At 32.2% G+C, this 25,204-nt stretch carries 15 protein-coding genes; 11 read left to right on the forward strand and 4 right to left on the reverse strand.

Translation table 11 applies throughout. The annotated features are described in order from the left end of the window. Positions 1–16: 16 nt before the first annotated feature. Positions 17–1,531, reverse strand: coding sequence for a RagB/SusD family nutrient uptake outer membrane protein (locus tag EC396_RS02430; RefSeq protein ID WP_164975185.1), 1,515 nt, complete (start codon positions 1,529–1,531; stop codon positions 17–19). Positions 1,532–1,541: 10 nt separating this feature from the next. Further along, positions 1,542–4,544, reverse strand: coding sequence for a SusC/RagA family TonB-linked outer membrane protein (locus EC396_RS02435; protein WP_129365122.1), 3,003 nt, complete (start codon positions 4,542–4,544; stop codon positions 1,542–1,544). A gap of 339 nt (positions 4,545–4,883) precedes the next feature. Between EC396_RS02435 and EC396_RS02440 the strand changes: the two genes are divergently transcribed. From EC396_RS02440 to EC396_RS02490, 11 genes are all read left to right on the forward strand, one after another. After that, entirely contained in the window at positions 4,884–5,924 is a 1,041-nt protein-coding gene (locus EC396_RS02440) for a LacI family DNA-binding transcriptional regulator (RefSeq protein ID WP_129365123.1), read from the forward strand. 236 nt (positions 5,925–6,160) lie between these two features. Then, positions 6,161–7,534, forward strand: a complete 1,374-nt coding sequence (locus EC396_RS02445) for an MFS transporter (RefSeq protein WP_129365124.1) — start codon at positions 6,161–6,163, stop codon at positions 7,532–7,534. Positions 7,535–7,544: 10 nt separating this feature from the next. After that, positions 7,545–8,201 carry a beta-phosphoglucomutase gene (gene pgmB, locus EC396_RS02450; protein ID WP_129365125.1) on the forward strand — a complete coding sequence of 219 codons (657 nt, stop codon included), beginning with the start codon at positions 7,545–7,547 and terminating at the stop codon, positions 8,199–8,201. A 6-nt stretch (positions 8,202–8,207) separates the two neighbouring features. Then, positions 8,208–10,514, forward strand: a complete 2,307-nt coding sequence (locus tag EC396_RS02455; RefSeq protein ID WP_129365126.1) for a glycoside hydrolase family 65 protein — start codon at positions 8,208–8,210, stop codon at positions 10,512–10,514. Between the two features lie 247 nt (positions 10,515–10,761). Further along, positions 10,762–13,137 carry a TIM-barrel domain-containing protein gene (locus EC396_RS02460; RefSeq protein WP_129365127.1) on the forward strand — a complete coding sequence of 792 codons (2,376 nt, stop codon included), beginning with the start codon at positions 10,762–10,764 and terminating at the stop codon, positions 13,135–13,137. Between the two features lie 4 nt (positions 13,138–13,141). Continuing rightward, positions 13,142–14,809: an alpha-amylase family glycosyl hydrolase gene (locus EC396_RS02465; protein ID WP_129365128.1), complete on the forward strand. Its 1,668-nt coding sequence runs from the start codon at positions 13,142–13,144 to the stop codon at positions 14,807–14,809. A gap of 12 nt (positions 14,810–14,821) precedes the next feature. After that, positions 14,822–16,942 (forward strand): glycoside hydrolase family 97 protein, encoded by a 2,121-nt coding sequence (locus tag EC396_RS02470; protein WP_129365129.1) that lies wholly within the window; start codon positions 14,822–14,824, stop codon positions 16,940–16,942. Between the two features lie 4 nt (positions 16,943–16,946). After that, positions 16,947–18,821, forward strand: a complete 1,875-nt coding sequence (locus EC396_RS02475; protein WP_129365130.1) for an alpha-amylase family glycosyl hydrolase — start codon at positions 16,947–16,949, stop codon at positions 18,819–18,821. Between the two features lie 295 nt (positions 18,822–19,116). Beyond that, complete coding sequence (gene pfkA, locus EC396_RS02480; protein WP_129365131.1) at positions 19,117–20,100, forward strand: 6-phosphofructokinase; 984 nt, start codon at positions 19,117–19,119, stop codon at positions 20,098–20,100. Between the two features lie 37 nt (positions 20,101–20,137). Next, positions 20,138–21,142, forward strand: coding sequence for a type I glyceraldehyde-3-phosphate dehydrogenase (gene gap, locus EC396_RS02485; protein ID WP_129365132.1), 1,005 nt, complete (start codon positions 20,138–20,140; stop codon positions 21,140–21,142). A gap of 23 nt (positions 21,143–21,165) precedes the next feature. Then, positions 21,166–22,026 carry an N-acetylglucosamine kinase gene (locus EC396_RS02490; RefSeq protein ID WP_129365133.1) on the forward strand — a complete coding sequence of 287 codons (861 nt, stop codon included), beginning with the start codon at positions 21,166–21,168 and terminating at the stop codon, positions 22,024–22,026. Here EC396_RS02490 and murF read toward each other — a convergent pair. Continuing rightward, positions 22,012–23,268: a UDP-N-acetylmuramoyl-tripeptide--D-alanyl-D-alanine ligase gene (gene murF, locus EC396_RS02495; protein ID WP_129365134.1), complete on the reverse strand. Its 1,257-nt coding sequence runs from the start codon at positions 23,266–23,268 to the stop codon at positions 22,012–22,014. The two genes, EC396_RS02490 and murF, sit on opposite strands and share 15 nt — an antisense overlap. Positions 23,269–23,372: 104 nt before the next feature. Then, entirely contained in the window at positions 23,373–25,055 is a 1,683-nt protein-coding gene (gene gldJ / locus EC396_RS02500; RefSeq protein ID WP_370276406.1) for a gliding motility lipoprotein GldJ, read from the reverse strand. Between the last annotated feature and the right edge of the window lie 149 nt (positions 25,056–25,204).

Genomic DNA, 25,204 nt, shown 5'->3' on the forward strand with positions numbered 1-25,204 from the left:
TATTATATCTTTTTAATTAGTATCCCGGATTTTGAGGCAATAAATTACTATTTGCATTGATTGCATACTGTGGAACTGGAAGAAGGTTGTGATTTATATCATTGTCGTTTTTCTCCCACCAAGTTTTTGAGAATTGTCCAAAACGAATTAAATCATTTCTTCTCCATCCTTCCCATAATAATTCTCTACTTCTTTCATCCAAAATATCTTGCAGACCATAGTTACCAGTAATTTGGGCATTTGATCTGTTTTTAATTTGGTTTACAAGAGCATCTCCAGCACCTCTTCCGTTCATACGAACCAAAGCTTCAGCTTGCATAAGTATGATATCTGCGTATCTAAAAATGGCAAAATCGTTACTTAAGTTATCTCTAGCACCAGCTTTAATTTCCCATTTAGCGATACGTACACCTGAATTACGAAGTTCAGCAGATGAGTAATCACTAGCAGGCATTAAAATTGCAGGAATATTTGGTGTAAATACCAAGTTAGCACCAGCAACTTCATCAATAATATCAACACCAGTAACTGTTTTTTGTTGTCCAACTAATAAACCGTATTTTCTTAAATCGTTAGATCCAAATAGGTTATAAGTAGCTTCTAATACTGCAAATCCATTCCAAGGAGCAACACTCATGTCAAATGTTTGTTGAGATAAATAATGCAATGTTCTCATATGAAAGTTAAATCCTCTGTATTTATCTTCATCGTAAGGAATTGTATAAATATTTTCAACAGAACCACTATTATTTGTGATAAAAGGCAATGAAGGATTTGATTCTAAACTATAACCAAAACTTTTTACTTTTTCACAAGCATCATAAGCTTTTTGCCACATAGGTGTACCTGTGTAAACTTCAGCATTTAAATACAATTTAGCCAAAAGAGCGTAAGCTGTACCTTGGTTTATTGCACTTGATGAAATACCTGGAACAGGAACAGGTAATAAATCTACATTGTCTAATATTTGTTGAACAATAGTATTAAATACTTCAGCTCTTGGTGTTCTTGAAGGAAACTCATCTACACCTGTAAAGGTTAAAGGAAAAGGTACATCTCCAAAATTGTCAATAGCTAAAAAGTAATAATATGCTCTTGAAACAATTGTTTGAGCTAATACTTGAGCCACTTCTGGGCTTGCTTCAGCACCTACTTCTAACAATTCAATTGCTCTGTTTGCTCTTGGTACAGCATCATAAATAAGCCCCCAAGTTTGGTTAACAGCTTCAGTTGTTGCTCCCCAAGTGTGTTGGTGTAATGCTCTCCATTTACCACCATCATCCCAGTCAGAACCTCTTGTTGGCGCTACAGCTTCATCACTAGAAACCACTTGTATAAACCACCATCCACCATTGTCTAATAGATCTTTGGTTTTTGCGAATACAGGATTTGCAACACGTATTGCTTGATCTGCGTTTTCTGGATATTCATCACCAGGGATGAAATCAGAAACATCTGCATCTAGTTGCGTACAATTTGTAAGTGTAATACCAACAAAAAGTATCAAAATAAATTTATATATATTTTTCATGTTTTTCATTTTAGAAATCAAAGTTTAATCCGAATGTTACCGTACGAGTTTTTGGATATACGTTGTATTGGTCAAGACCAAAGTATATTTCACCTTTACCTCTATCACCACCACTAAAGTTAAACTCAGGGTCTATTCCATCATAATTTGTTAAAGTAAATACATTGTTTATAGAGCAGTAAAGTCTTAGTTTCATGTTTTTAGCTAACAAAGTATTAGGTAAAGTATAACCAACGTTAAGGTTGTCTAATCTAATAAAACTACCATCTTCAATATAATAGCTTAGTGCTTGGTAAGCACCACCAACATAACCGTCAACCAATAAAGCTTCATTTAATACGTTTCTTTGTGTAACATAATCAGGGTTACCAAATACTTGCTTGGTTGCATTGTACACGTCATTGCCGTAAATTGCTCTAAATGACAAGCTTAAATCCCAGTTTTTGTAACCAAATTGGTTGCTCCATCCCATTTCAAATTCAGGTAAAGCATTACCAATTACTTTTTTCTGGTCGTCAGATTGAGAAACGTCATCTAAAAAGTGAATTTCACCATCAGCTCCGTTAACCAACCATTTTCCATCTTCACTTACACCTGCATAATCAAAGCCAAAGAATGTACCTAATTTGTAACCAGGCATAATACGTTGTGTTGCAACACCTACAATACCAGGAGCAGAAATATAACCAACATCTCTAAAATCAAGATTGTATTTTCCACCGTCTAACGATTTTACTTCTTGGTTGTTTCTAGAGAATACATATCCCATGTTCCAGTTAAAATTCTCACCCTTAATAATATCTCCGTTCAATGTAACCTCAATACCATCATTTTTAATTTCACCACCATTATAAAACACTTTATTTGCATAGTTTGTTTCAGTTGGTACATCATAAATAGAAAGCATGTCTGTTAAATTTTTGGTGTAATATTCTATAGCACCATTTAAACGACTGTTGAAAAGGTTGAAGTCAAGACCAATGTTAATTTCTTGGTTGTTATCCCATTTTAAATCTGAGTTACCATTGTTATAGTAATCTAAAATTGTAATTGGTTTTTCAGTAACTGGATCTAGTCCAACTCCAGAAGGACCAACTCTTAATGTAGAAAGGTAACTGTCTATGTTACTGTTTCCAGATACACCCCAGCTTGCTCTAATTTTTAACAAGTTAACAACTTCAATATTTTCAAAGAATTTCTCATTTGCCATATTCCAAGCAACTTGAACAGATGGGAACCATCCCCATTGGTTACTATCACCAAATACAGAAGAACCATCTCTTCTAATCATTGCAGTTAAGTAATATTTGGATGCATAGTCGTAAATTGCACGAGCAAAAACACCAATATCAGTTCTTTCACCTTTGTAAGATTCAACATCTCCTAATTGAAGGTCTTCAAAGTTTTTAAGATTATCTGAACCTAATGAATTAGAAATAGGGCTTCTACCTTGTGCGCTAAATCCATCCCAACTTTGGTTTCTGTATGAATAACCAACTAAAGCTGTTAAATTGTGATAGTCTGCAAAAGTATTTTTGTAAGTTACAGTAGCTTCTAACATAGCTTGTCCCCAGTTATTGTAAGCTCTTTTACCGTAACCTTCTCTAATTAAAGTATTGATACCTCCAATACTACTTTCGTATTTAGGCTCAAAGTAAGTAGATTCATCATCGTTTCTTAAATAACTTAAGTTTAAGTTGGCGCTTAAGAAACTTGTAATATCGTAATCTACTCTAGCATTGGCTAAATATTTTTTAGCATCTCTTTCATTTTCAATTTGATCTAAAAGAGCAACAGGATTGTAATAGTTAAATACTCTTGAAGTTTCAAAATAAGAACCATCAGCATTGTAAATTGGATCTGTAGGTAGCCTTTGGAAAGCTTGAAACAATACAGATGTTGGTCCGTTACTACCATAATCTACGTAATGATTTTTTTCTAATGTACCACCTAAAGTAGCACTAATTAAAATTTTGTCGTCTAAAAGTTTTTGTGTTAAATCAAGTCTTCCAATATTTCTGTTTTTAGAAGAATTTTTAATAACACCTTCAATACCTAGAGAAGTAAAAGAAACTCTGTATGTTGAAGATTCAGAACCACCAGCCATAGAGAAATTGTAATTTTGTGAAGTACCAGTTCTAAAAATAGCATCTTGCCAGTCTACATTTCCACCAGCATCACTAAAATCACCATACTTGTCTTGGTTGTCGTTAATATAACCTCTATAACTATCAGCAGATTGAAGACCTAATCTGTTTGCAACATTGTCTATTGCTAAATAAGAGCTAAAAGTAAGTCTAACTCTATCGCTAGTACCTTTTTTTGTAGTTATAAAAACCACACCGTTAGCACCATCGGCACCATAAATAGCTGTTGACGCAGCATCTTTAAGTACATCATAAGCAGTAATGTCTTCAGGAGCAATAGTGGTAGGGTCTACACCTCTAACACCGTTAACTACATATAAAGGGTCTCCACCAGCAGCAAAACCAGCAGCACCTCTAATACGAACATTGTAGCCAGAGTTAGGGTCACCACCTTGTTTAGTAATGTTTACCCCAGCAGCTTTACCTTGCATTGCTTGAACAGGATCGGTTAATGCACCTTGTATAAGGTCATCTGCACTTACCTTTACAGCAGCACCAGTCATGTCTTTTTTTCTAGCAGTACCAAAACCAACTAAAATAACTTCATTTAAAACGTTAGCTTCTTCAGCCATTTTAATGCTAAGAGAGCCTGTTGTAATAATTTTTTCAGTTACTTTAATTTCTTGATTTTGAAATCCCATATAAGAGAATTCTAATAAATCTCCAGTCTTTACACCTTCAATGGTATAATTTCCATCAAAGTCTGTTGTTGTACCCATGGTACTTCCTTTAATAATAATGCCTACTCCTGGTAATCCAGAATTAGAAGATGCCTCTGTAACAGTTCCTTTTATTGTATGTTGTGCAAACATAAACGCAGGAACCAAAAGGATCACATTAAACAAAAAAATTTTAAAATTTTTCATCTATTTTAAGTTAATTAATAATTAAGGTTTGTTTTAAGAATTTGTACTATTTTTTTACTTTTCACTGTGTGAAGTTAAGGAATTAACATAGAATTAACACGTTTTTTAAAACAACGCAAACGTTTTCGTGTTTATAACTTTTCAACTCTAACGTTAGAGTTGATGTGATTTTTTTTCTAAAATTTTGTTAAAAATTATCAATTTAGCAATATTTAGGGGTAAATATGTGTAGGAAATGCGTGTTTTTTTATCAAAAAGTAGGTTAGTTTTCTCAGTTGTATTCCGTTCTTATTTATAATAGTTTTATATTTGTATAAAATCACACACACAATAATTGTAATGAAGCAAAGAATCACCTTAAAAAATATAGCAAAAGAATTTGGAGTATCTATTTCAACAGTTTCAAAAGCCTTAAAGGGGAGTCATGAAATAAGTGAAGAAATGAGAGAGAAAATCCAAGCTTATGCAAATTATTATAACTATAAACCTAACAATTTAGCTTTACAACTTAGAAATCAAAAAACATCTGTTATTGGTGTTATTATTCCTGAAATTGTGCATCATTTTTTTTCTACAGTAATTGATGGTATTGAGCAGTATGCAAATCAAAAAGGATACAATGTAATGGTATGTGTTTCTAACGAATCATATGAAAAAGAGGTGTTGAACTTTAGTTTGTTAGCAAATGGTAGTGTAGACGGTTTAATTGTTTCAATTGCTAGAGAAACACAGAAAAATCAAAATTTTAGCCATTTTGAATCACTGACAAAAGATGAATTTCCGTTGGTTTTATTTGATAGAATAACCGATGAAATAAAATGTGATAAAGTAATTATTGATGATATTGGAGGAGGTTATAAAGCTGCCAATCATTTATTAGAGATTGGAGCTAAAAGAATAGCAATAGTTACAACCGAAGATTATGTGTCTGTAGGATCTTTAAGAAAAGCAGGTTATATTAAAGCATTGACAAACAATGGTGTTGCTATTGATGAAAGTTTAATTTTTAAAATTGATGATAAATTAGATTTACGTACTCAAATTGCAAAAGTTTTTGACGTTCCAAACCCGCCAGACGCCATATTAGCAGTTAATGAAATATATGCAGCTAATGCCTTAATTTTAGCTAAAGAACGAGGTTTGTCTATTCCAGAAGACCTTGCAATTATTGGTTTTACAAGTGGATTAATTTCAGAATTTACATCACCACCATTAACATGTGTAGAGCAACATGGTTTTTTAATGGGAAAACAAGCTGCTGAATTATTAATTAATAGAATTGAGAATAAAGCACCAAATGCGTTTCAAAAAGAGGTGATTTCAACCAGTTTAAAAATTCGTAATTCGACTTTAATTTCAGAAAAAAACATTACAAAGTAATAATTTAAGCCATTGCTGCTAATTTTTTTTAAAAAAAATAGCAGCAACTCAAAGGTTAGAGTACTATAATTTCAATTTTTTTTGCAAATTAGCGTCTGTATATAAATGAATTAAATAAAATTTATTTATATATTTGTTACGTAAAATTAATTTTACACTTACTATTTTTTCACACTTCACACAAAAAAAAGTTAAGACCTACGGTCTTAAATTGTATAATTATTAATAAAATCATTATGATTAAACGGAAACTAAGTTTCTGGGAAATCTGGAATTTGAGTTTCGGTTTTCTGGGAGTTCAATTCGGTTTTGCGTTGCAAAATGCAAATGCGAGTCGAATTTTAACGAGTTTGGGAGCAGATCCACATAATCTCTCCTTCTTTTGGCTTGTAGCACCCATTATGGGGCTTATAGTACAACCAGTTGTAGGTGCTGCAAGTGATAAAACTTGGACACGCTTAGGAAGAAGATCTCCATATATTTTGTTTGGAGCACTTGTTTCTATGGTAGCAATGTTTTTTATGCCTAATGCACCTTTAATTATAAAAGGTGGAGCTGCCCTAGCTTTTGGCGTTGCTATGCTCGCACTAATGGATGCTTCTTTTAATATTACATTTCAGCCATTTAGAGCTTTAGTTGCAGATATGACTCCTGATGAACAACGCAATGTAGGATATTCCATTCAAAGTTTCTTAATTAATGCAGGAGCTGTAATTGGTTCAGCGTTGCCTTTTATATTGACTTGGGCAGGTGTAGTAAATGAAGCAGAAGCAGGAAAAGTTGCACCATCGGTTATTTGGTCATTCTATATTGGAGGTTCTTTATTGTTATTAAGTGTTTTAGTAACTGTTTTTAAAACAAAAGAATATCCACCAAAAGAATTTGAAGCATTTAGCGGAGCTGTTGAAAAGGAAGAACCTAATAAAGAAAGTTTCTTTAAACTAATTTTAAAGATGCCTAAAACAATGAAGCAATTGGCTGTAGTTCAAATGTTTTCATGGTTTCCTTTGTTTTTGTTATGGGTGTATTCAACAACAGCAATTTCACAACATTATTTTGGTGTACCTATAGATTACAATCCGGAAACGGTTACTGACCCTTCAATAAGAGAAGCATTTGATAATGCGGGTAACTGGGTTGGAATTTGTTTTGCAGTTTATAGTTTAGTAGCAGCGTTGTACTCGATAATTATGCCTAAACTTATTAAGTTAACCAATAGAAAATTTGTATTTTCATTGTCTCTATTATTTGGAGGATTGGGATATATCTCAACCTACTTTTTTCACGATCAATATATGTTGTTAATTTCAATGATTGGAGTTGGAATTGCTTGGGCAGCAATTTTAGCATTGCCATATGCCATTTTGTCTGGAACTTTGCCAACAAAAAGAATGGGAGTTTACATGGGGCTTTTTAACTTAACGGTTGTAGTGCCACAAATATTAAGTGGTGTTTTAGGAGGGCCAATTTTACGTAGTTTCTTCGGTGGTGAAGGAATTTACATTTTAGTGTTTGCAGGAATAATAATGATTTTAGGTGGGATAGCTGTTCGTTTTGTAGATGATACAAGTGATGAAATTAATGAAGATATTAAAGTGACCGAGATATAAGTTTAAAAAAATGAAAAAAGAAATAGCATTTATATTTGATTTAGATGGTGTAATTGTAGATACCGCAAAGTATCACTTTTTAGCCTGGAGAAATTTAGCAACATCCTTGGGGTTTGAATTTACTGAAGAACACAACGAATTGTTAAAAGGTGTGAGTAGAGTTAGATCTCTTGAAATTTTGTTGAATATTGGTAAAGTAACAATTTCTGAAGAAAAAAAACAGGAATTATTGGTGCTAAAAAATACCGAGTATTTGGGTTATGTTAACAAAATGACTGCTGAAGAAATTTTACCAGGTATCAACAATTTGCTAAATAATTTAGATAGCAATAATATCAAATATGCTTTGGGTTCAGCAAGTAAAAATGCACCATTAATTTTAGAAAAAGTAGGACTGTTAAATAGATTTGCTGCCATTGTTGATGGTAACGATGTTTCTAAAGCAAAACCAGATCCTGAAGTGTTCTTAATTGGTGCTCAAAAATTAAATATGAAACCAGAAAATTGTATTGTTGTTGAAGATGCCATTGCTGGTGTTGAAGCTGCAAATGCTGCAAATATGGTAAGTATTGGAATTGGAGATGCTCAATTATTAAGTGAAGCTACCTATGTTTTAAAGGATACTAGCGAATTTACAACAGAGTTTTTTATGAAAATAATTAATTAAGAAGAGATGAACAAGAATTATATTATTCCTAACGAATGGTCAATTATTGAAGATGGTTTTGATGCTGAAAATGTTGAAGCTTCTGAAAGTTTGTTTAGTATAGGAAACGGGTCAATGGGGCAACGTGCCAATTTTGAAGAAGATTATAGTGGTAAAACTTTTCAAGGAAGTTATATTGGAGGTATTTATTATCCTGATAAAACAAGAGTTGGATGGTGGAAAAATGGCTATCCAGAGTATTTTGCAAAAGTATTAAATGCACCAAATTGGATTGGAATTCACATTAAAATCAATGAAACTACGTTTGATTTAAATACTTGTAAAATTTCAAATTTTAAACGTGAGTTAAACATGAAAGAAGGCTGGTTAAGTCGTTCTTTTCAGGCAACGTTGCCAACAGGTGAAGAAATTGAAGTTTTTGCAAAACGTTTGATAAGTGTAAAATACAACGAAGTTGGAGCTATAGAATACCAAATTAAAGCATTGAATTTTTCGGGTGAAATTACTTTTTCGCCTTATTTAGATGCTGGTATTGAAAATGAAGATGCTAATTACGATGAATTTTTCTGGGAAATTTTAAACATTGTTGAAGGTACAAACAACGGTTGTATTCTTTCAAAAACATTAAAAACAGGATTTCATGTAGCAACAGCTATGGAAGTTGAGTTTGCTATCAATGGTAAATCTGTTGAAGTGCCTCAAGAAACTGAAATTGCCGAAAAATCATTAACATATACTTATAGTTTAACTGTTGCTGAGGGCGAAACCATTACTATTTATAAATATGGAAGTTATGTTAGTTCTTTAAATTATAAAAATGAAGAACTAATTGCAGCAGCAGCATTAAATGTTAAGAGCGCCAAAGAACTTGGTTTTAAAACATTATTGCAATCTCAAATAGATGCTTGGGCTGAAATTTGGAAAACTGCTGATATTGTAATTGAAGGCGATGTTAAAGCGCAACAAGGTATTCGTTTTAATATTTTTCAATTAAATCAAACGTATATGGGTACCGATGCTCGTTTAAATATTGGTCCTAAAGGTTTTACAGGTGAAAAATATGGAGGAAGTACTTATTGGGATACGGAAGCTTATTGTATACCGTTTTATATGGCAACCAAAGATGCCAGCGTAGCTAAAAACTTATTGTTATACCGTTACAATCAACTAGATAAAGCCATTGAAAATGCAGCTAAATTAGGTTTTAAAAATGGTGCGGCTTTGTATCCAATGGTTACAATGAACGGAGAAGAATGTCATAATGAGTGGGAAATTACTTTTGAAGAAATTCATCGTAATGGCGCAATGGTTTATGGTATTTACAACTATGTAAACTTTACCCAAGATTTTGAATACATTCCAAAAAACGGATTGGAAGTTATGATTGCGATTTCACGTTTTTGGCATCAAAGAGCAAATTATTCGGCAGCAAAAGAGCAATATGTAATTTTAGGTGTTACTGGTCCAAATGAATATGAAAATAACATCAACAATAACTTTTATACCAATTATTTAGCGGCTTGGTGTATTGAATATACAGTAGAATGTTTGGCAAAAGTAAGAGATTTGTATGGTGCAGATTTTGAGCGTGTAATGGCTAAAACTAATTTAACCGACGCTGAAATAAACAAATGGTTAGAAGTTTCGGGCAATATGTATTTTCCTTTTGATGAAGAGAGAAAAGTATTTTTACAGCAAGATGGTTTCTTAGATAAAGAAATTATTCCTGTTTCACAATTACCAAAATCAGAAAGACCAATTAACCAAAAATGGTCTTGGGATCGTATTTTACGTTCGTGTTATATTAAACAAGCCGATGTTTTACAAGGTATGTTTTTGTTTGAAAACAGATTTAGCAAAGATGAATTAGAGCGTCATTTTGATTTTTATGAGCCTTTAACAGTTCATGAATCTTCATTGTCTCCTTGTGTGCATTCAATTTTGGCAGCATCTATTGATAGAATGCCAAAAGCGTATGAACAATATGTTAGAACATCGCGTTTAGATTTAGATGATTATAACCACGAGGTGCACGAAGGTTGTCATATTACAAGTATGGCAGGAACCTGGATGTCTATTGTTCAAGGATTTGGAGGTATGCGTGTTTGGGATGATGGTGTTTTAAACTTTAAACCACAAATTCCTGCTGAATGGAAATCGTATTCTTTTACAATTAATTTTAGAGGCAGTATTTTAAAAGTTTACATTAGTAAAAATGAATGTAAATTTATGAATGAATCTGATAGTGAGTTAAAATTATTTGTTAATAACAAAGAAATTTCAATTCCTTCAAACCAACTGGTAACAGTTTAATTTATAATGAGTTCCGTTTGCCAGTATTGTTATATTGGCAAACGGTTTTCAAATTAAAATTCTTTCTCAATAGTTAAAAATTATAGTTTTTGTGTCGTTTTATTTTTAACTATTTTATAGTGGGTGCTTCAAAAAATGCATCCTATACAATATCCAAAACTTACGATTAAAAAAGTTAGATTGTTCCAAAAAAAAGTGAAAAATCAGCATTTTTAAAAATCTTATAAAGTTTTAAATAAAATAAAATATGAAACTATTTAAATTATCATTACTTGTTTTTGGTTTGTCATTTACCATTGGTTATGCACAAAATGAAAACAGAAAATTTGTCGATTTCAATCAAGAAAATTCACAAATTAATATCACTACTTCCGATGGTGTTTATACTATAAAACCATATACTACAAAAATTATAGAAACATCATTTATTCCAAATGGAGAAAAAGTAAACCCAAATTCACATGCGATAGTTTTAAAACCAGAAACGGTAAGTTTTAAGGTTTCAGAAAGTCAAAATTCAATAAAATTAATTACCGAAGGAATTGAGGTTGAAATTAAAAAGTCACCATTTCAAATTTCGTATTTCTACAAAAACAAACCCCTTATTTCTGAAAGAAAAGGGTATTTAAAATCTGAAAAGCACGAAGTGTTGGATTTTAACTTAACAGCCGATGAATTTTTATATGGTGGCGGTGCGCGTGTTTTAGGAATGAACAGAAGAGGTAATAAACTAGAATTGTATAATAGAGCTCATTATGGCTATGAAACACATTCTGAATTGATGAATTTTACCATTCCGTTAGTTTATTCTTCAAATTTATACGCTATTCATTTTGACAATGCACCAATTGGATTTTTAGATTTGGATAGTAAAAAAGACAATTCGTTGCAATATGAAACTATTAGTGGCCGTAAAGTGTATCAAGTTGTTGCAGGCGATAATTGGACAGACTTGGTTGGTCAATATGTAAGTTTAACCGGTAAGCAACCTATGATTCCGCGCTGGGCTTTGGGAAATTTTTCTAGCCGATTTGGATATCATTCACAAGAAGAAACTATCAATACAATCGATGCTTTTATAGAGGAAGAAATTCCGGTTGATGCCATTATTTTAGATTTATACTGGTTCGGGAAAACGGTTCAAGGTACTATGGGGAATTTAGAATTCGACAAAGATTCGTTTCCAGATCCTAAAAAAATGATTTCAGAATTGAAGGATAAAGGTGTAAAAACCATATTAATTACAGAGCCATTTGTACTAACAACTTCAAGCAAATGGGATGAAGTTGTTGAAAAAAATATTTTAGGGCTAACTAAAGATGGAAAACCTTATACCTACGATTTTTATTTTGGAAATACAGGTATTATAGACATTTTTAAGCCTGAAGGAAAAGATTGGTTTTGGAATGTTTACAAAAAACACATTGATCTTGGAGTTGGTGGCTGGTGGGGCGATTTAGGTGAGCCTGAAGTGCATCCCTCTGATTTGTTACACGTTACTGGAACTGCAGATGAGGTGCACAATATTTATGGTCACAATTGGGCTAAACTGGTTTTTGAAGGTTATCAAAATAATTTTCCAGAACAAAGACCATTTATTTTAATGCGCGCAGGTTATTCAGGATCACAACATTACGGTTTAATTCCTTGGTCGGGTGATGTAAATAGAACTTGGGGAGGTTTAAAACCGCAAGTTGAAATTGCGTTGCAAATGGGAATGCAAGGAATGGGTTATATGCACTCTGATTTGGGTGGTTTTGCAGGAGCTAATTTAGACGATGAGTTGTATACGCGTTGGTTGCAATACGGTGTTTTTCAGCCTATTTATCGTCCGCATGCGCAAGAAGATGTGCCTTCTGAACCTGTTTTTAGAGAACCAAAAACCAAAGCTTTAGCAAAATCAGCTATTGAATTGCGTTACCAATTAATGCCTTATAATTACACGTTGGCTTTTGAAAACAATCAAAAAGGAACGCCTTTAATGCGCCCTTTATTTTTTGATGAACCTTTAAATAAGGAGGCTTTAAATAACAATAAAGCTTATTTATGGGGAAATGAATTTTTGGTAAGCCCAGTGGTTGATGCAGGTTTAAAAACACAGGAAGTTTCGTTTCCAAGTAATTCTAATTGGTTTAATTTTTATACTGATGAGAAAGTTGAAGGCGGACAAACTTTGGCTGTAAATTTGGTTGAAGAAAGTATCCCAACCTATGTGCGTGGAGGTGCTTTTATCCCAATGATTGAGACAATACAAAATACAACATCGTATAGTTTAAAGTCGTTCAATGCTCATTTTTATTTTGATGAAACTGTTTCAGAAAGTGAATTTGAATTGTACAATGATGATGGTGAAACACCAAATGCTTTTGAAAAAGGAATGTACGAAATTATAGAATTTGAAAGTGAGTTTAAAAACAATTCCTTAAATATTGAAATTGAACAAGAATTAGGTGAAAACTTCGAGTTTTATTCAAAAAAAATTCAATTGGTTATTCATAATATAGCTAAGGCACCTAAAAAAGTGAAAGGTTATAATTATACTTGGAATGAAAGTGGTAAAACCCTTGTTATTGCTGTTTCATTAAATAAAAAATCTGAAAAAAATATTAAAATTAAATTATAAATCAATGAAAAAAATCACAAGTTTTATTGTCGTTTTAGCACTAATTGTGGGTTGTTCTGAAAAAAATAATAAAGAAGCAGTACAATCAAAAAAAGCAGAAACGCCTTTTGTTTGGGAAGGTGCTAATATGTATTTTTTACTAACAGATCGTTTTAATAATGGAGACACTTCAAACGATATCAATTTTGAAAGAACCCAAGAAACCGGACTTTTAAGAGGTTTTGAAGGTGGTGATATAGTTGGAATTACCCAAAAAATTGAAGCAGGTTATTTTACCGATTTGGGAATTAATGCTATTTGGTTTACGCCAATTGTTGAACAAATTCATGGAGCTGTTGATGAAGGTACTGGTGCAACTTATGGTTATCATGGTTATTGGGCAAAAGATTGGACAAGTTTAGATCCAAATTTTGGTACAAAGGATGATCTAAAAAAATTGGTACAAGCTGCTCATAAAAAAGGAATTAGAATTGTTTTAGATGGTGTAATAAATCACACGGGTCCTGTAACAAATCAAGATCCTGTTTGGCCAGATAACTGGGTTTTAACAGGCCCTACTTGTAAGTATCAAGATTATGATTCTACTATAAATTGTACGTTGGTTGAAAATTTACCTGATATTTTAACCGATAGCGATGAAAATGTTGATTTGCCACCTCAATTGGTTGAAAAATGGAAATCCGAAGGAAGATACGAACAGGAAATAAAAGAGTTGGATGCTTTTTTTGAAAGAACAGGCTATCCAAGAGCTCCTAAATATTATATTATCAAATGGTTAACAGATTATATTGTAGAATTTGGGGTTGATGGCTACAGAGCTGATACTGTAAAACATACGCAAGAGGCTGTTTGGCAAGAGTTTAAAACAGAATGTGATTATGCTTTTGAGACATGGAAAAAAGAAAATCCAGACTTGGTTTTAGATGATAATAATTTTTATTTGGTTGGAGAGGTTTATAATTATAGCATAAGTAATGGTCAGTTTTTTGATTTTGGTGATAAAAAAGTGAACTATTATGATAAGGCTTTTCAAAGTTTAATCAATTTTGAACTTAAATGGAATGCTGCACAAATTAGCAAGGAAGAAATATTTTCAAAATATGATAGTATTTTAAACAACCAGTTAAAAGGATATGGTGTTTTAAATTATTTAACATCGCATGATGATGGACAACCTTTTGATAAAGATCGAACTAAAACGTATCAATCTGCAGAATTACTATTGTTATGCCCTGGAACTTCACAGATATATTATGGAGACGAATCTGCTCGTCCTTTAATTATTGAAGGAACTGTTGGTGATGCAACTTTGCGTTCTTTTATGAATTGGGACGATATTGAAAATAATGAGTCTACTAAATTGCTATTGGCACATTATCAAAAATTAGGGAAATTTAGGATAAATCATCCTTCAGTAGGGGCAGGAGTGCATAAAATGATTAGTGAAGCACCTTATGTTTTTCAACGTACTTATTCAAAAGAAAATTTTACCGATGCCGTTGTTGTTGGTTTGGATTTAAGTAAAGGTATTAAAGAAATTTCGGTTGGTACTATTTTTAATGAAGGCGATAAGGTAATAGATGCTTATTCTGGAATTGAGACAATTGTTAAAGGCGGAAAAGTAAGTATTGAATCTCCTTTCACTTTGGTATTGTTAGAAAAATCATTTTAAAATTTTTTTGAGATGAAGTATGTAAAATTTTATAGCTTAATTTTAAGTGTTTTGCTTTTTTCTTGTTCAAAAAAAGCAACATTACAAACTAAAATTACTTCACCAGATAACAATGTTGAAGTTGCATTTAAGTTGAGTGAAAAAGGAACGCCAACTTATGAAGTTTTGTTTAAAAATAAAACAATCATAAAACCTTCAACCTTGGGTTTTGAAATAAAAGACCAACCAGCTTTGGCTAATGATTTTGAAATTGTGAATGTCGCTATTTCTAATTTTGAGGAAACTTGGGAAATGCCTTGGGGAGAACAAAAAGAAGTAGAAAATAAATACAATCAATTAAAAATTGAATTACAAGAAACTGCTGCATTAAAAAGAAAATTGAACTTGGTTTTTAAAGTTTATAATGATGGTATAGGTTTTAGATATGAATTTCCAGAACAGGAAAACCTTTCGGAAGTTTTGATAATGGATGAAAATACCCAATTTAATCTTTCTGGAAACCATAAAGTTTGGTGGGCGCCAGGTGATTGGGATATTTATGAGCATTTGTATAATACATCTAATTTTAATGAAATTGATGCGTTGTCAAAAGCCAATCATCCAAATTTAGGTCAGCATACTTATATTCCAGAAAATGCCGTAAATACGCCAGTTACCATGAAAACAGCTGAAGGTTTGTATTTGAGTTTTCATGAAGCAGGTTTGATAGATTATTCGGATATGACTTTAAAAGTTGATACGGAAAATTTGGCAATGACTAGCAATTTAGTAGGGTCTAGAAATACAGTTTATAAGGTAAAAAGAACAGTGCCGTTTAATACACCTTGGCGAACTATGCAAATTGCTGAAAAAGCAGGTGATTTAATAGAATCTAAGCTGATTGTTAATTTAAATGAGCCTAACAAATTAGGAGATGTTTCTTGGTTTAAGCCAGCAAAATATACCGGTATTTGGTGGGAAATGCATTTAAATAAATCCACTTGGGATTATGGAATGACTATGGTAGATGGAAAATGGGTTGATACTGGTAATGCACACGGAAAACATGGTGCAACTACTGAAAATGCAAAGGCTTATATCGATTTTTCAGCAAAAAACAACATTGGAGCTGTTTTAATTGAAGGTTGGAACACTGGTTGGGAAAACTGGATTGGTTTTGATGATAGGGAAGGTGTATTTGATTTTGTAACCCCTTATCCAGATTACGATTTGGAAGAAGTTGCACGGTATGCCAAAGAAAAAGGAGTTGAGATTATTATGCATCACGAAACTTCAGCAGCTACTGAAACTTATGAGAAACAACAAGATACTGCTTATGCTTTAATGCAAAGTTTGGGAATTCATGCAGTAAAAACGGGTTATGTTGGGGCTATTTTACCAAAAGGAGAATATCATCATGGGCAACATATGGTTAACCATTACAACAACGCTGTTATGAAAGCTGCAAAATATCAAGTAGCTATCAATGCGCATGAACCAATTAAGGCAACTGGTTTACGCAGAACGTACCCTAATACAATTTCAAGAGAAGGTTTACGCGGACAAGAATTTAATGCTTGGGCAAGTGATGGTGGTAATCCGCCAGCGCATTTACCTCTTGTAGCTTTTACCAGAATGTTGGGTGGTCCAGTAGATTATACGCCAGGGATTTTTGATATTAAATTCGACAAATGGAAAAAAGACAACCAGGTAAATACAACCATTGCACAGCAATTGGCATTATACGTGGTTATTTATAGTCCGATTCAAATGGCCGCAGATTTAATTGAAAATTACGAAGGAAATCCAGCGCTTCAATTTATAAAAGATGTAGGAGTTGATTGGCAACAAACGAAAGTTTTAAATGCTGAAGTTGGTGAATTTGTAACTATTGCTAGAAAAGAAAGAAATTCAGAAAATTGGTTTGTAGGTGCTATTACCAATGAAGAAGCACGTGAAATGGAAATTTCATTTGATTTTTTAGATGAAAACGCAACTTATTCAGCAATTATTTATGAAGATGGTGAAAATGCACATTGGAACGAGAATCCAACTTCAATAAATATTAGAGAAATAGCCTTAACCAAACAATCTAAATTAAATTTAAAATTAGCATCAGGTGGCGGTTTTGCAATTAGTATAATTAAAAAATAATATAATGAAAAAATCATTCGTAGTAAGTATTATAAGTCTATTTGTTATTTTTGTGGCTTGCAATCAACAAAATAAAGAAATCAAAGAGCCTATGAAAACTGAAAAAAATCACAAAGAAGTCGTTTATCAAGTTTTTACGCGTTTGTTTGGAAATACCAATACAACCAATAAACCTTGGGGAACTATTGAAGAAAACGGAGTTGGGAAATTCAACGATTTTACAGATAAAGCACTTCAGGAAATTAAAGACTTAGGTGTAACTTATATTTGGTATACCGGAGTTCCTCACCACGATGTAATTAGAGATTACACAGCGATTGGAATTTCTAATGATGATCCAGATGTTGTAAAAGGTCGTGCAGGTTCACCATATGCTGTAAAAGATTATTACAATGTAAATCCAGATTTGGCGGTTGATCCTTCAAAAAGATTGGAAGAGTTTGAGGCTTTAATTGGAAGAACACATAATGCTGGAATGAAAGTGATTATTGATATTGTTCCAAATCACGTTGCCAGAAATTACGAAGGAAAAACAAATCCTGAAGGTGTTCAAGATTTTGGTGCTACTGACAACAAAACAAAGCAATACGATGTAAATAATAATTTTTATTACAATCCGGGTGAAGCTTTTCAAGTACCTGAATGGAGAGATGGTTATTTGCCATTAGGAGGTGAAAATCATCCGTTAGCAGATGGTAAGTTTGATGAAAATCCTGCAAAATGGACAGGAAATGGATCTCGCTTGTCAAAACCAGATGTAAATGATTGGTACGAAACAGTAAAAATTAATTACGGTGTAAGTCCAGATGGAAAAAAAGATTTTGATGAATTACCTGCAGGATTTGATAACGAAGATTACAAAGCACATTTCGATTTTTGGAAAGACAAAACGGTGCCAAGTTCTTGGGTAAAGTTTAAAGATATTGCCTTGTATTGGACAGCAAAAGGTGTTGATGGTTTTAGATATGATATGGCTGAAATGGTGCCTGTTGAATTTTGGAGTTATATGAATTCAGCTATAAAAATGGTAAATCCTGATGCGTTTTTATTGGCTGAAGTTTACAATCCAGATATGTATAGAGCTTATATTCATTTAGGAAAAATGGATTATTTATACGATAAAGTTGCGTTGTACGATACAATTAAAAATATTATGCAAGGTCACGGATGGACAGACCATATTGTTGGAATACAAGATTATAAAGCAGATATTGAGCACAATATGTTGCATTTTTTAGAAAATCATGATGAACAACGTATTGCAAGTCCAGATTTTGCAGGTACCGCTGAAAAAGGCAAGCCAGCAATGGTGATTTCTGCAACAATAAGTACATCGCCAACAATGATTTATTTTGGGCAAGAAGTAGGCGAGCCTGGAGCTGAAAACGCAGGATTTGGATCGCCAACACGTACTTCAATATTTGATTATGTGGGTGTTCCTACTTTTCAACGTTGGGTAAACAATCACAATTTTGATGGAGGTTTGTCAACTGATAATGAAAAAGAATTAAGAGATTTTTACAAACGTTTATTAAATTTTACCATAAATAGTGAAGCTTTGATGGGTAATTATGCTGAAATTCATACTTACAACCGTCAAAATGTAGCAAATTATTCACGTAAAATATTTTCTTTTGTACGTTGGTCTGAAAATGAAAAACTAATTGTGATTTCAAATTTTGATGATTTGGTAAATTACGATTTGGATCTTCAAATTCCTTCAGAAATAATAAAATATTGGAAATTAAAAGATGGAAATTATACTGTAAAAGATCAATTATATGGTGAAACAAGTAAAAACCTAGTTGTTAAAAACGGAATTGGATCTATAAATATACAGTTAGATACCTTGTCTTCTTACATATTTAAAGTTGAGTAATAGCGATATTTTTATTGTTAATAATCGTAAAAAACGCCTTTTCAAGGCGTTTTTTTATGAGACGACTTTTTTAATAATTTAGGTTTTATTTAGCTTTTTTTTAGGTTTAAATAGGTATTTTTGTATTTCATCCTAATTCATTAAATTTTATGTAAATGTTTGAGGATGTTAAGTTTTAAGTAAAATAAAGGGTGTCTTTTAACTAGTTTTTTACCGAAATCGTTTTAGTGAATAAAGAGGTAAATAATAGGAAAAAAATTGATTTAAAAGTAATTTTGAAGAATAATTTTAACTAATGAATGAACCAATAAAAAAGATAGCAGTTTTAACTTCAGGAGGTGATGCTCCAGGTATGAATGCTGCCATACGAGCTGTAGTTAGAGCTTGTACTTATTATAGAATAGAATGTGTTGGTATTTATAGAGGATACCAAGGATTGATAGAAGGTGATTTTGAACCACTTTCTGGTCGTCAAGTAAGTAATATCATCAATAAAGGTGGTACTATTTTAAAGTCGGCTAGATCTAAAGAATTTATGACCGAAGAAGGAAGAGCAAAGGCCCACGAAAATTTAAAAGAAGTTGGCGCTGGAGCACTTATTGTTATTGGAGGTGATGGTACTTTTACAGGAGGTTTAAAATTTATTCAAGAATTCAACTTCCCAGTTGTTGGAATACCAGGTACTATTGATAACGATATTTACGGTACAGATAATACCATTGGTTACGATACAGCTTTAAATACAGTTGTAGAAGTAATTGACAAAATTAGAGATACTGCAAGTTCACATAACCGATTATTTTTTGTTGAGGTTATGGGAAGAGATGCTGGTTTTATTGCATTAAATGCAGGAATTGGATCTGGTGCTGAAGAAATATTAATTCCGGAAAAGGAAATTGGTATTGAAAAATTAGAAGAATCACTTGGAAAAGGTAGAGATAAAGGTAAAACATCAAGTATTGTTGTTGTAACAGAAGGTGAGAAAATAGGTAAAAGTGTTTTTGAATTAGCTGATTATATCAAAGAAAAATACCCAATTTATGATATCAGAGTTTCAGTACTTGGTCATATGCAAAGAGGTGGTTCTCCAAGCTGCTTTGACAGGGTTTTAGCTAGTAGGTTAGGTGTTGCAGCTGTTGAATGTTTGCTTGATAGAGTTTCAGGTGTTATGGTAGGTGTTATTAACAACGAAGTAGTACTAACCGGATTGAACAAAGCCATTAAATTGGATAACGAAATAGACAAAGAGTTACTTAAAGTAGCTGAAATAACTTCATAAATTAGAATAAAAACAAAAATTAAATATAATTAATAAAATGGGAACAATTAAAATTGGAATTAACGGATTTGGTAGAATTGGAAGAATAGCTTTTAGAGTAGCTGCTGCAAGACCAAATGTAGAAGTAGTTGGAATTAACGATTTATTAGATGTTGAGCACTTAGCTTACTTATTAAAATACGATTCTGTACACGGTAAATTCGACGGAACTGTTGAAGTTGCAAACGGAAACTTAGTTGTAAATGGTAAAGAAATTAGAATTACTGCTGAACGTAATCCAGAAGATTTAAAATGGGATGCTGTAGGTGCTGAAATCGTATTAGATTGTACAGGTATCTTTACAAGTTTAGAAGGTGCTCAAAAACACATTACTGCTGGTGCTAAAAAAGTAGCAATTTCTGCTCCTTCTGCTGATGCTCCAATGTTTGTAATGGGTGTAAACCATAAAGAAATTACTGCAGCTAACACTATCGTGTCTAACGCTTCTTGTACTACTAACTGTTTAGCTCCTTTAGCTAAAGTAATTAACGATAACTTTGGTATTGTTGAAGGTTTAATGACAACTGTACACGCTACAACTGCAACTCAATTAACTGTTGATGGTCCTTCAAGAAAAGACTGGAGAGGTGGTAGAAGTGCATTAGCAAATATCATTCCTTCTTCAACTGGTGCTGCTAAAGCTGTTGGAAAAGTAATTCCTGAATTAAACGGAAAATTAACAGGTATGTCATTTAGAGTACCAACTCCAGATGTATCAGTAGTTGATTTAACTGTAAGAACTGAAAAATCTGCATCATGGGCTGAAGTAAAAGCTGCTTTAAAAGCTGCTTCAGAAAATGAATTAAAAGGTGTTTTAGGTTATACTGAAGAAGCTGTTGTTTCTCAAGATTTCGTTTCTGAATCAATGACAAGTGTATTTGATGCTGATGCTTCAATCGCTTTAAATGATAACTTCTTTAAATTGGTTTCTTGGTACGATAATGAGTTTGGTTATTCAACTAAATTAGTTGACTTAGCTACTTACATTGCAAACGTTAAGTAATTAATATATATAATTCACAAAAAATGATTTTAATTGCAGACGGTGGCTCAACCAAAGCCGATTGGATTTTACTAGATAAATATGGCGTTCAGGTTTTTAAAACCAGAACTGAAGGTTTAAATCCTGAAATTCTTAGTGAAAGCCTAATGACAAGTAGAATTCAAGAAAATAAAGAGCTGTTAGATTGTAAAAATCAGGTTACAGAGGTTTATTTTTATGGAGCTGGTTGTGGAACTGAAAAGTTGTCATTGCTGCTAAAAGCTGTTTTTGAATCATTTTTTGTGAATGCTAAAGTTGTTGTAAGAGAAGATACTTACGCTGCTGTTTATGCAGTAACTACAAAACCTGGTATAGTTTGTATTCTTGGAACAGGCTCTAATAGTAGCTATTTTGATGGTGAAAAGGTTGAGACAAGAATCCCTTCATTAGGATATATTTTAATGGATGAAGCCAGTGGTAATTATTTTGGAAAAAAATTAATTCTCGATTATTTTTATAACAGAATGCCTAGTAATCTTGCGAAACATTTTGAAACGCAATTTGATTTAGATGCTGATGTTATTAAAAAGAATATCTACAAAAATGAAAATCCAAATGCTTATTTGGCCAAATTTGTAGAGTTTATTTTAAGAAATGAAAGAAATGATTACTTTAATGAAGTTTTGCGTAAAGGAATGACAGAATTCTTTGAAAATAGAATTTTGACCTACCCTGAAGCTAAAAGTCTTCCAGTACATTTTGTTGGTTCTATTGCCTATTTTGCGCAAGACGCTATAAAACATGTTGCCAATTTAAATAATATTGAAATTGGAAACATTGTAAGGCGTCCTATAGATGGTTTAATTGAATACCACAGAGAACAACTTAAGTTAGAGCAAATCTAAAATTCTTTCTAAAGCCATTCCTCTGGAACCTTTAATTAGAATTGTAGTATTGTTTAAAAAACTAATTTTTGAAGTTTTAAAAGCTTCAAAACTTTCATAAACAAAAGCATTTTTTACACTCGTTGTAGAAAATGCTTTTCCTATTAAATGTACTTCTTCAAAATCAAGTGAAGTAGCTAATTCAGCTATTTTTTGATGTTCTAAAGCACTTTCATTACCCAACTCAAACATATCTCCTAGAAATATAACTTTGTGCTTGTCGGCTAATTGGTTAAAGTTTTCTAGTGCAGCCTGCATACTACTTGGATTTGCATTGTATGCATCTAAAATAATTTTATTTGTTCCTTTTAAAAGTATTTGAGAACGATTGTTTGATGGAATATAATTTTCAATGGCAATTTTAATATCATCTGTAGATACATTAAAATAATTACCAATAGCAATAGCTACCGCAATATTGTTATAATTGTATTTGCCAATTAATTGACTGTTGATTGTTGTATTTTTAAATTGGACAACTACAAACGGGTTTGCTTCAATAAAGCTTACAGTATCACTGTTAAATTCAATTGTTTCTATGCCTTTAGATTGTGTAACTTGTTTAACATCATCAGTATTTATAAAGGCTTTTCTATTTGTATTTCGCAAAAAATCATACAATTCAGATTTTGCTTTTACAACACCTTCAACACTTCCAAAACCTTCTAAATGTGCTTTGCCAAAATTTGTAATATAACCAAAATTTGGTTCTGCTATCTTACATAAAAACTCAATTTCTTTTAGGTGATTTGCACCCATTTCAACAATGCCAATTTCGGTTTCTGGTGTCATTGAAAGTAAAGTCAAAGGAACTCCAATATGATTGTTTAAATTACCAACAGTTGCGGTTGTTTTGTATTTTTTAGACAAAACAGCATTAATCAACTCTTTGGTAGTTGTTTTACCATTGCTTCCTGTAAGTGAAATAATAGTTGTGTTTAGTTGTTTTCTGTGATAGTTAGCCAATTCTTGTAATGTACTTAAAACATTTTCAACTAAAATTGTTTTATCGCTGGTTTGATATGCTTTTTCATCAATTATAGCAAAACTAGCACCTTTACCAATAGCTTCATTGGCAAATTCATTTCCGTTAAAGTTATCGCCTTTTAATGCAAAAAATAAGCTTCCGTGTCTTATTTTACGAGTATCGGTATCAATTAATTTGTGTTCTAAAAAAAGCGTATAAATATTTTCAATATTCATTTAAATAGGTTTTAAATAACTGTTTGGAAATTTTTTTTTAACGGTAAATATAAAAAAAACCTCACTGAGTTTTTCAGTGAGGTTTTTGTATATGTTAAATTAGTTTAATATCTAACTTTTGTCGTTGATGGTTTTCTTCGTTTATAAGTCATAGAACCAACTCTGTCTGTTGCACAACGGAAACCAATGAAGTTAGTCGACATATATTGTGGTAAATAGCGTCTTTGAGCAGAATCTAACCAGTAAGCTCTATCTTGCCAAGATCCACCTTTATAAACTCTAGTTTCGTCGCTAATTAAAGTGTTTCTAACCTTTTCGTCATATTGTTGTATTATTAAACCGCTTTCCCCAATTTCACGAGGTTTTACTGGAGAGTTGTACATTCTAGGAGCAGATTCCATTTCATCTTCGTCTTGTTCATAAGATTTTGTAGATGCTAAATCACCATCTTTTGCGTTAACATTGTATGCTTTTTCGTAATTATTTCGCATATAAGCATCACGTTTGGTGATTGGAATATATTTAATTTCTCCTGGCATATATTTTGGAACCATTTGACCGTTGTCTAAAGTGTCAAATTCAACAGAATTATCATCAATAATAACGACTTTACCTTCAGCATCTATCATTTTTTTGGTGAATAAATTCCCTCTAAAATAATTAAAATCGTTGGCATCGTTATCTATTATTGGTCTGTAAACATCAGCAACCCACTCAGCAACGTTACCAGACATGTCATACAATCCAAATGCATTTGGTTCATAAGATTTTACTTGAATTGTAATATCAGCTCCATCATTACTCCAACCTGGTACACCACTATAATCACCTTTAGAAAGTTTAAAGTTGGCTAACTGGTCTCCTTGATATTTAGATGCAGCGTTACGTGTATATTTGCTTTTCCAAGCGTATTTTTTACGACCTCTAATGTTGTTATATTCTCTGTTTTCAACAATTGCTTTTGCAGCATATTCCCATTCGGCTTCAGTTGGTAATCTAAATTTTAATGCCAATACACCATCAGAAACTTTAACTTGTCTTAAATCTCCAGATCTTCCATAATTGTAAATTGTTGAATCACCTTCAAATAACAATTTAGGGTTAGATAAATAAACTTCTGTATTAAAGTTGTTTTTTCCTTGCACTTTAGTAGAATCCATTCCATAAAGGTCATTTAAAATACCTTTATCCATCAATATTTTTTCGTTTACACGATCACTTCTCCATTTGCAATATTGATTTGCTTGTAACCAACTAACACCAACTACAGGATAATTAGCATATGCAGGATGTCTTAAGTAGTTTTCAGTTAATAACTCATTAAATCCTAAAACATCTCTCCAAACAAGTGTATCTGGTACACTAGATTGGTAAATGGCTTTGTAATTTGGATCATTTGGTGGAAAAACTTTTTCCATCCACTCTAAATAAAATAAGTATTCAGAGTTTGTAACCTCGCATTCATCCATATAAAACGAGCGAACCTGTTGTTTTACAGGTGTTGTATTCCAATCAAACATTACATCGTCTTGCACTTCACCCATAGTAAATGAGCCACCTTCAACTAAAACCATTCCTGGAGGTGCAGTTTGCCCTTTGTAATCATCGTTTTCAGAAAATCCAGCATTGGCTTTGTCTTTTGAGCTCCATCCTGTTAGTGAATTGGTGTTGCTAGGGTTTCTGTTATGGCAACTAACAAGCGCAATACTAACAAAAATTAATAAATGTATTCTAGTCATAGTAAATAAACTGTTCATATTCATTTTTAACTTAATAGGGTTTTCCATTTTGGCGCAATTTACGTTAAATAAATTTTTCTACAAGAAATAAATTTAATAAAAATAAATCAGTCATGTTTTGTTTTAACGATTGTATTTCTTCTTTATTATATGTATTGTTGCAATATATAAAAATAACATGAATAATTTATCGTTAA

This window comes from Lutibacter sp. HS1-25 (genome assembly GCF_004121075.1).
Taxonomy (GTDB): Bacteria; Bacteroidota; Bacteroidia; order Flavobacteriales; family Flavobacteriaceae; genus Lutibacter.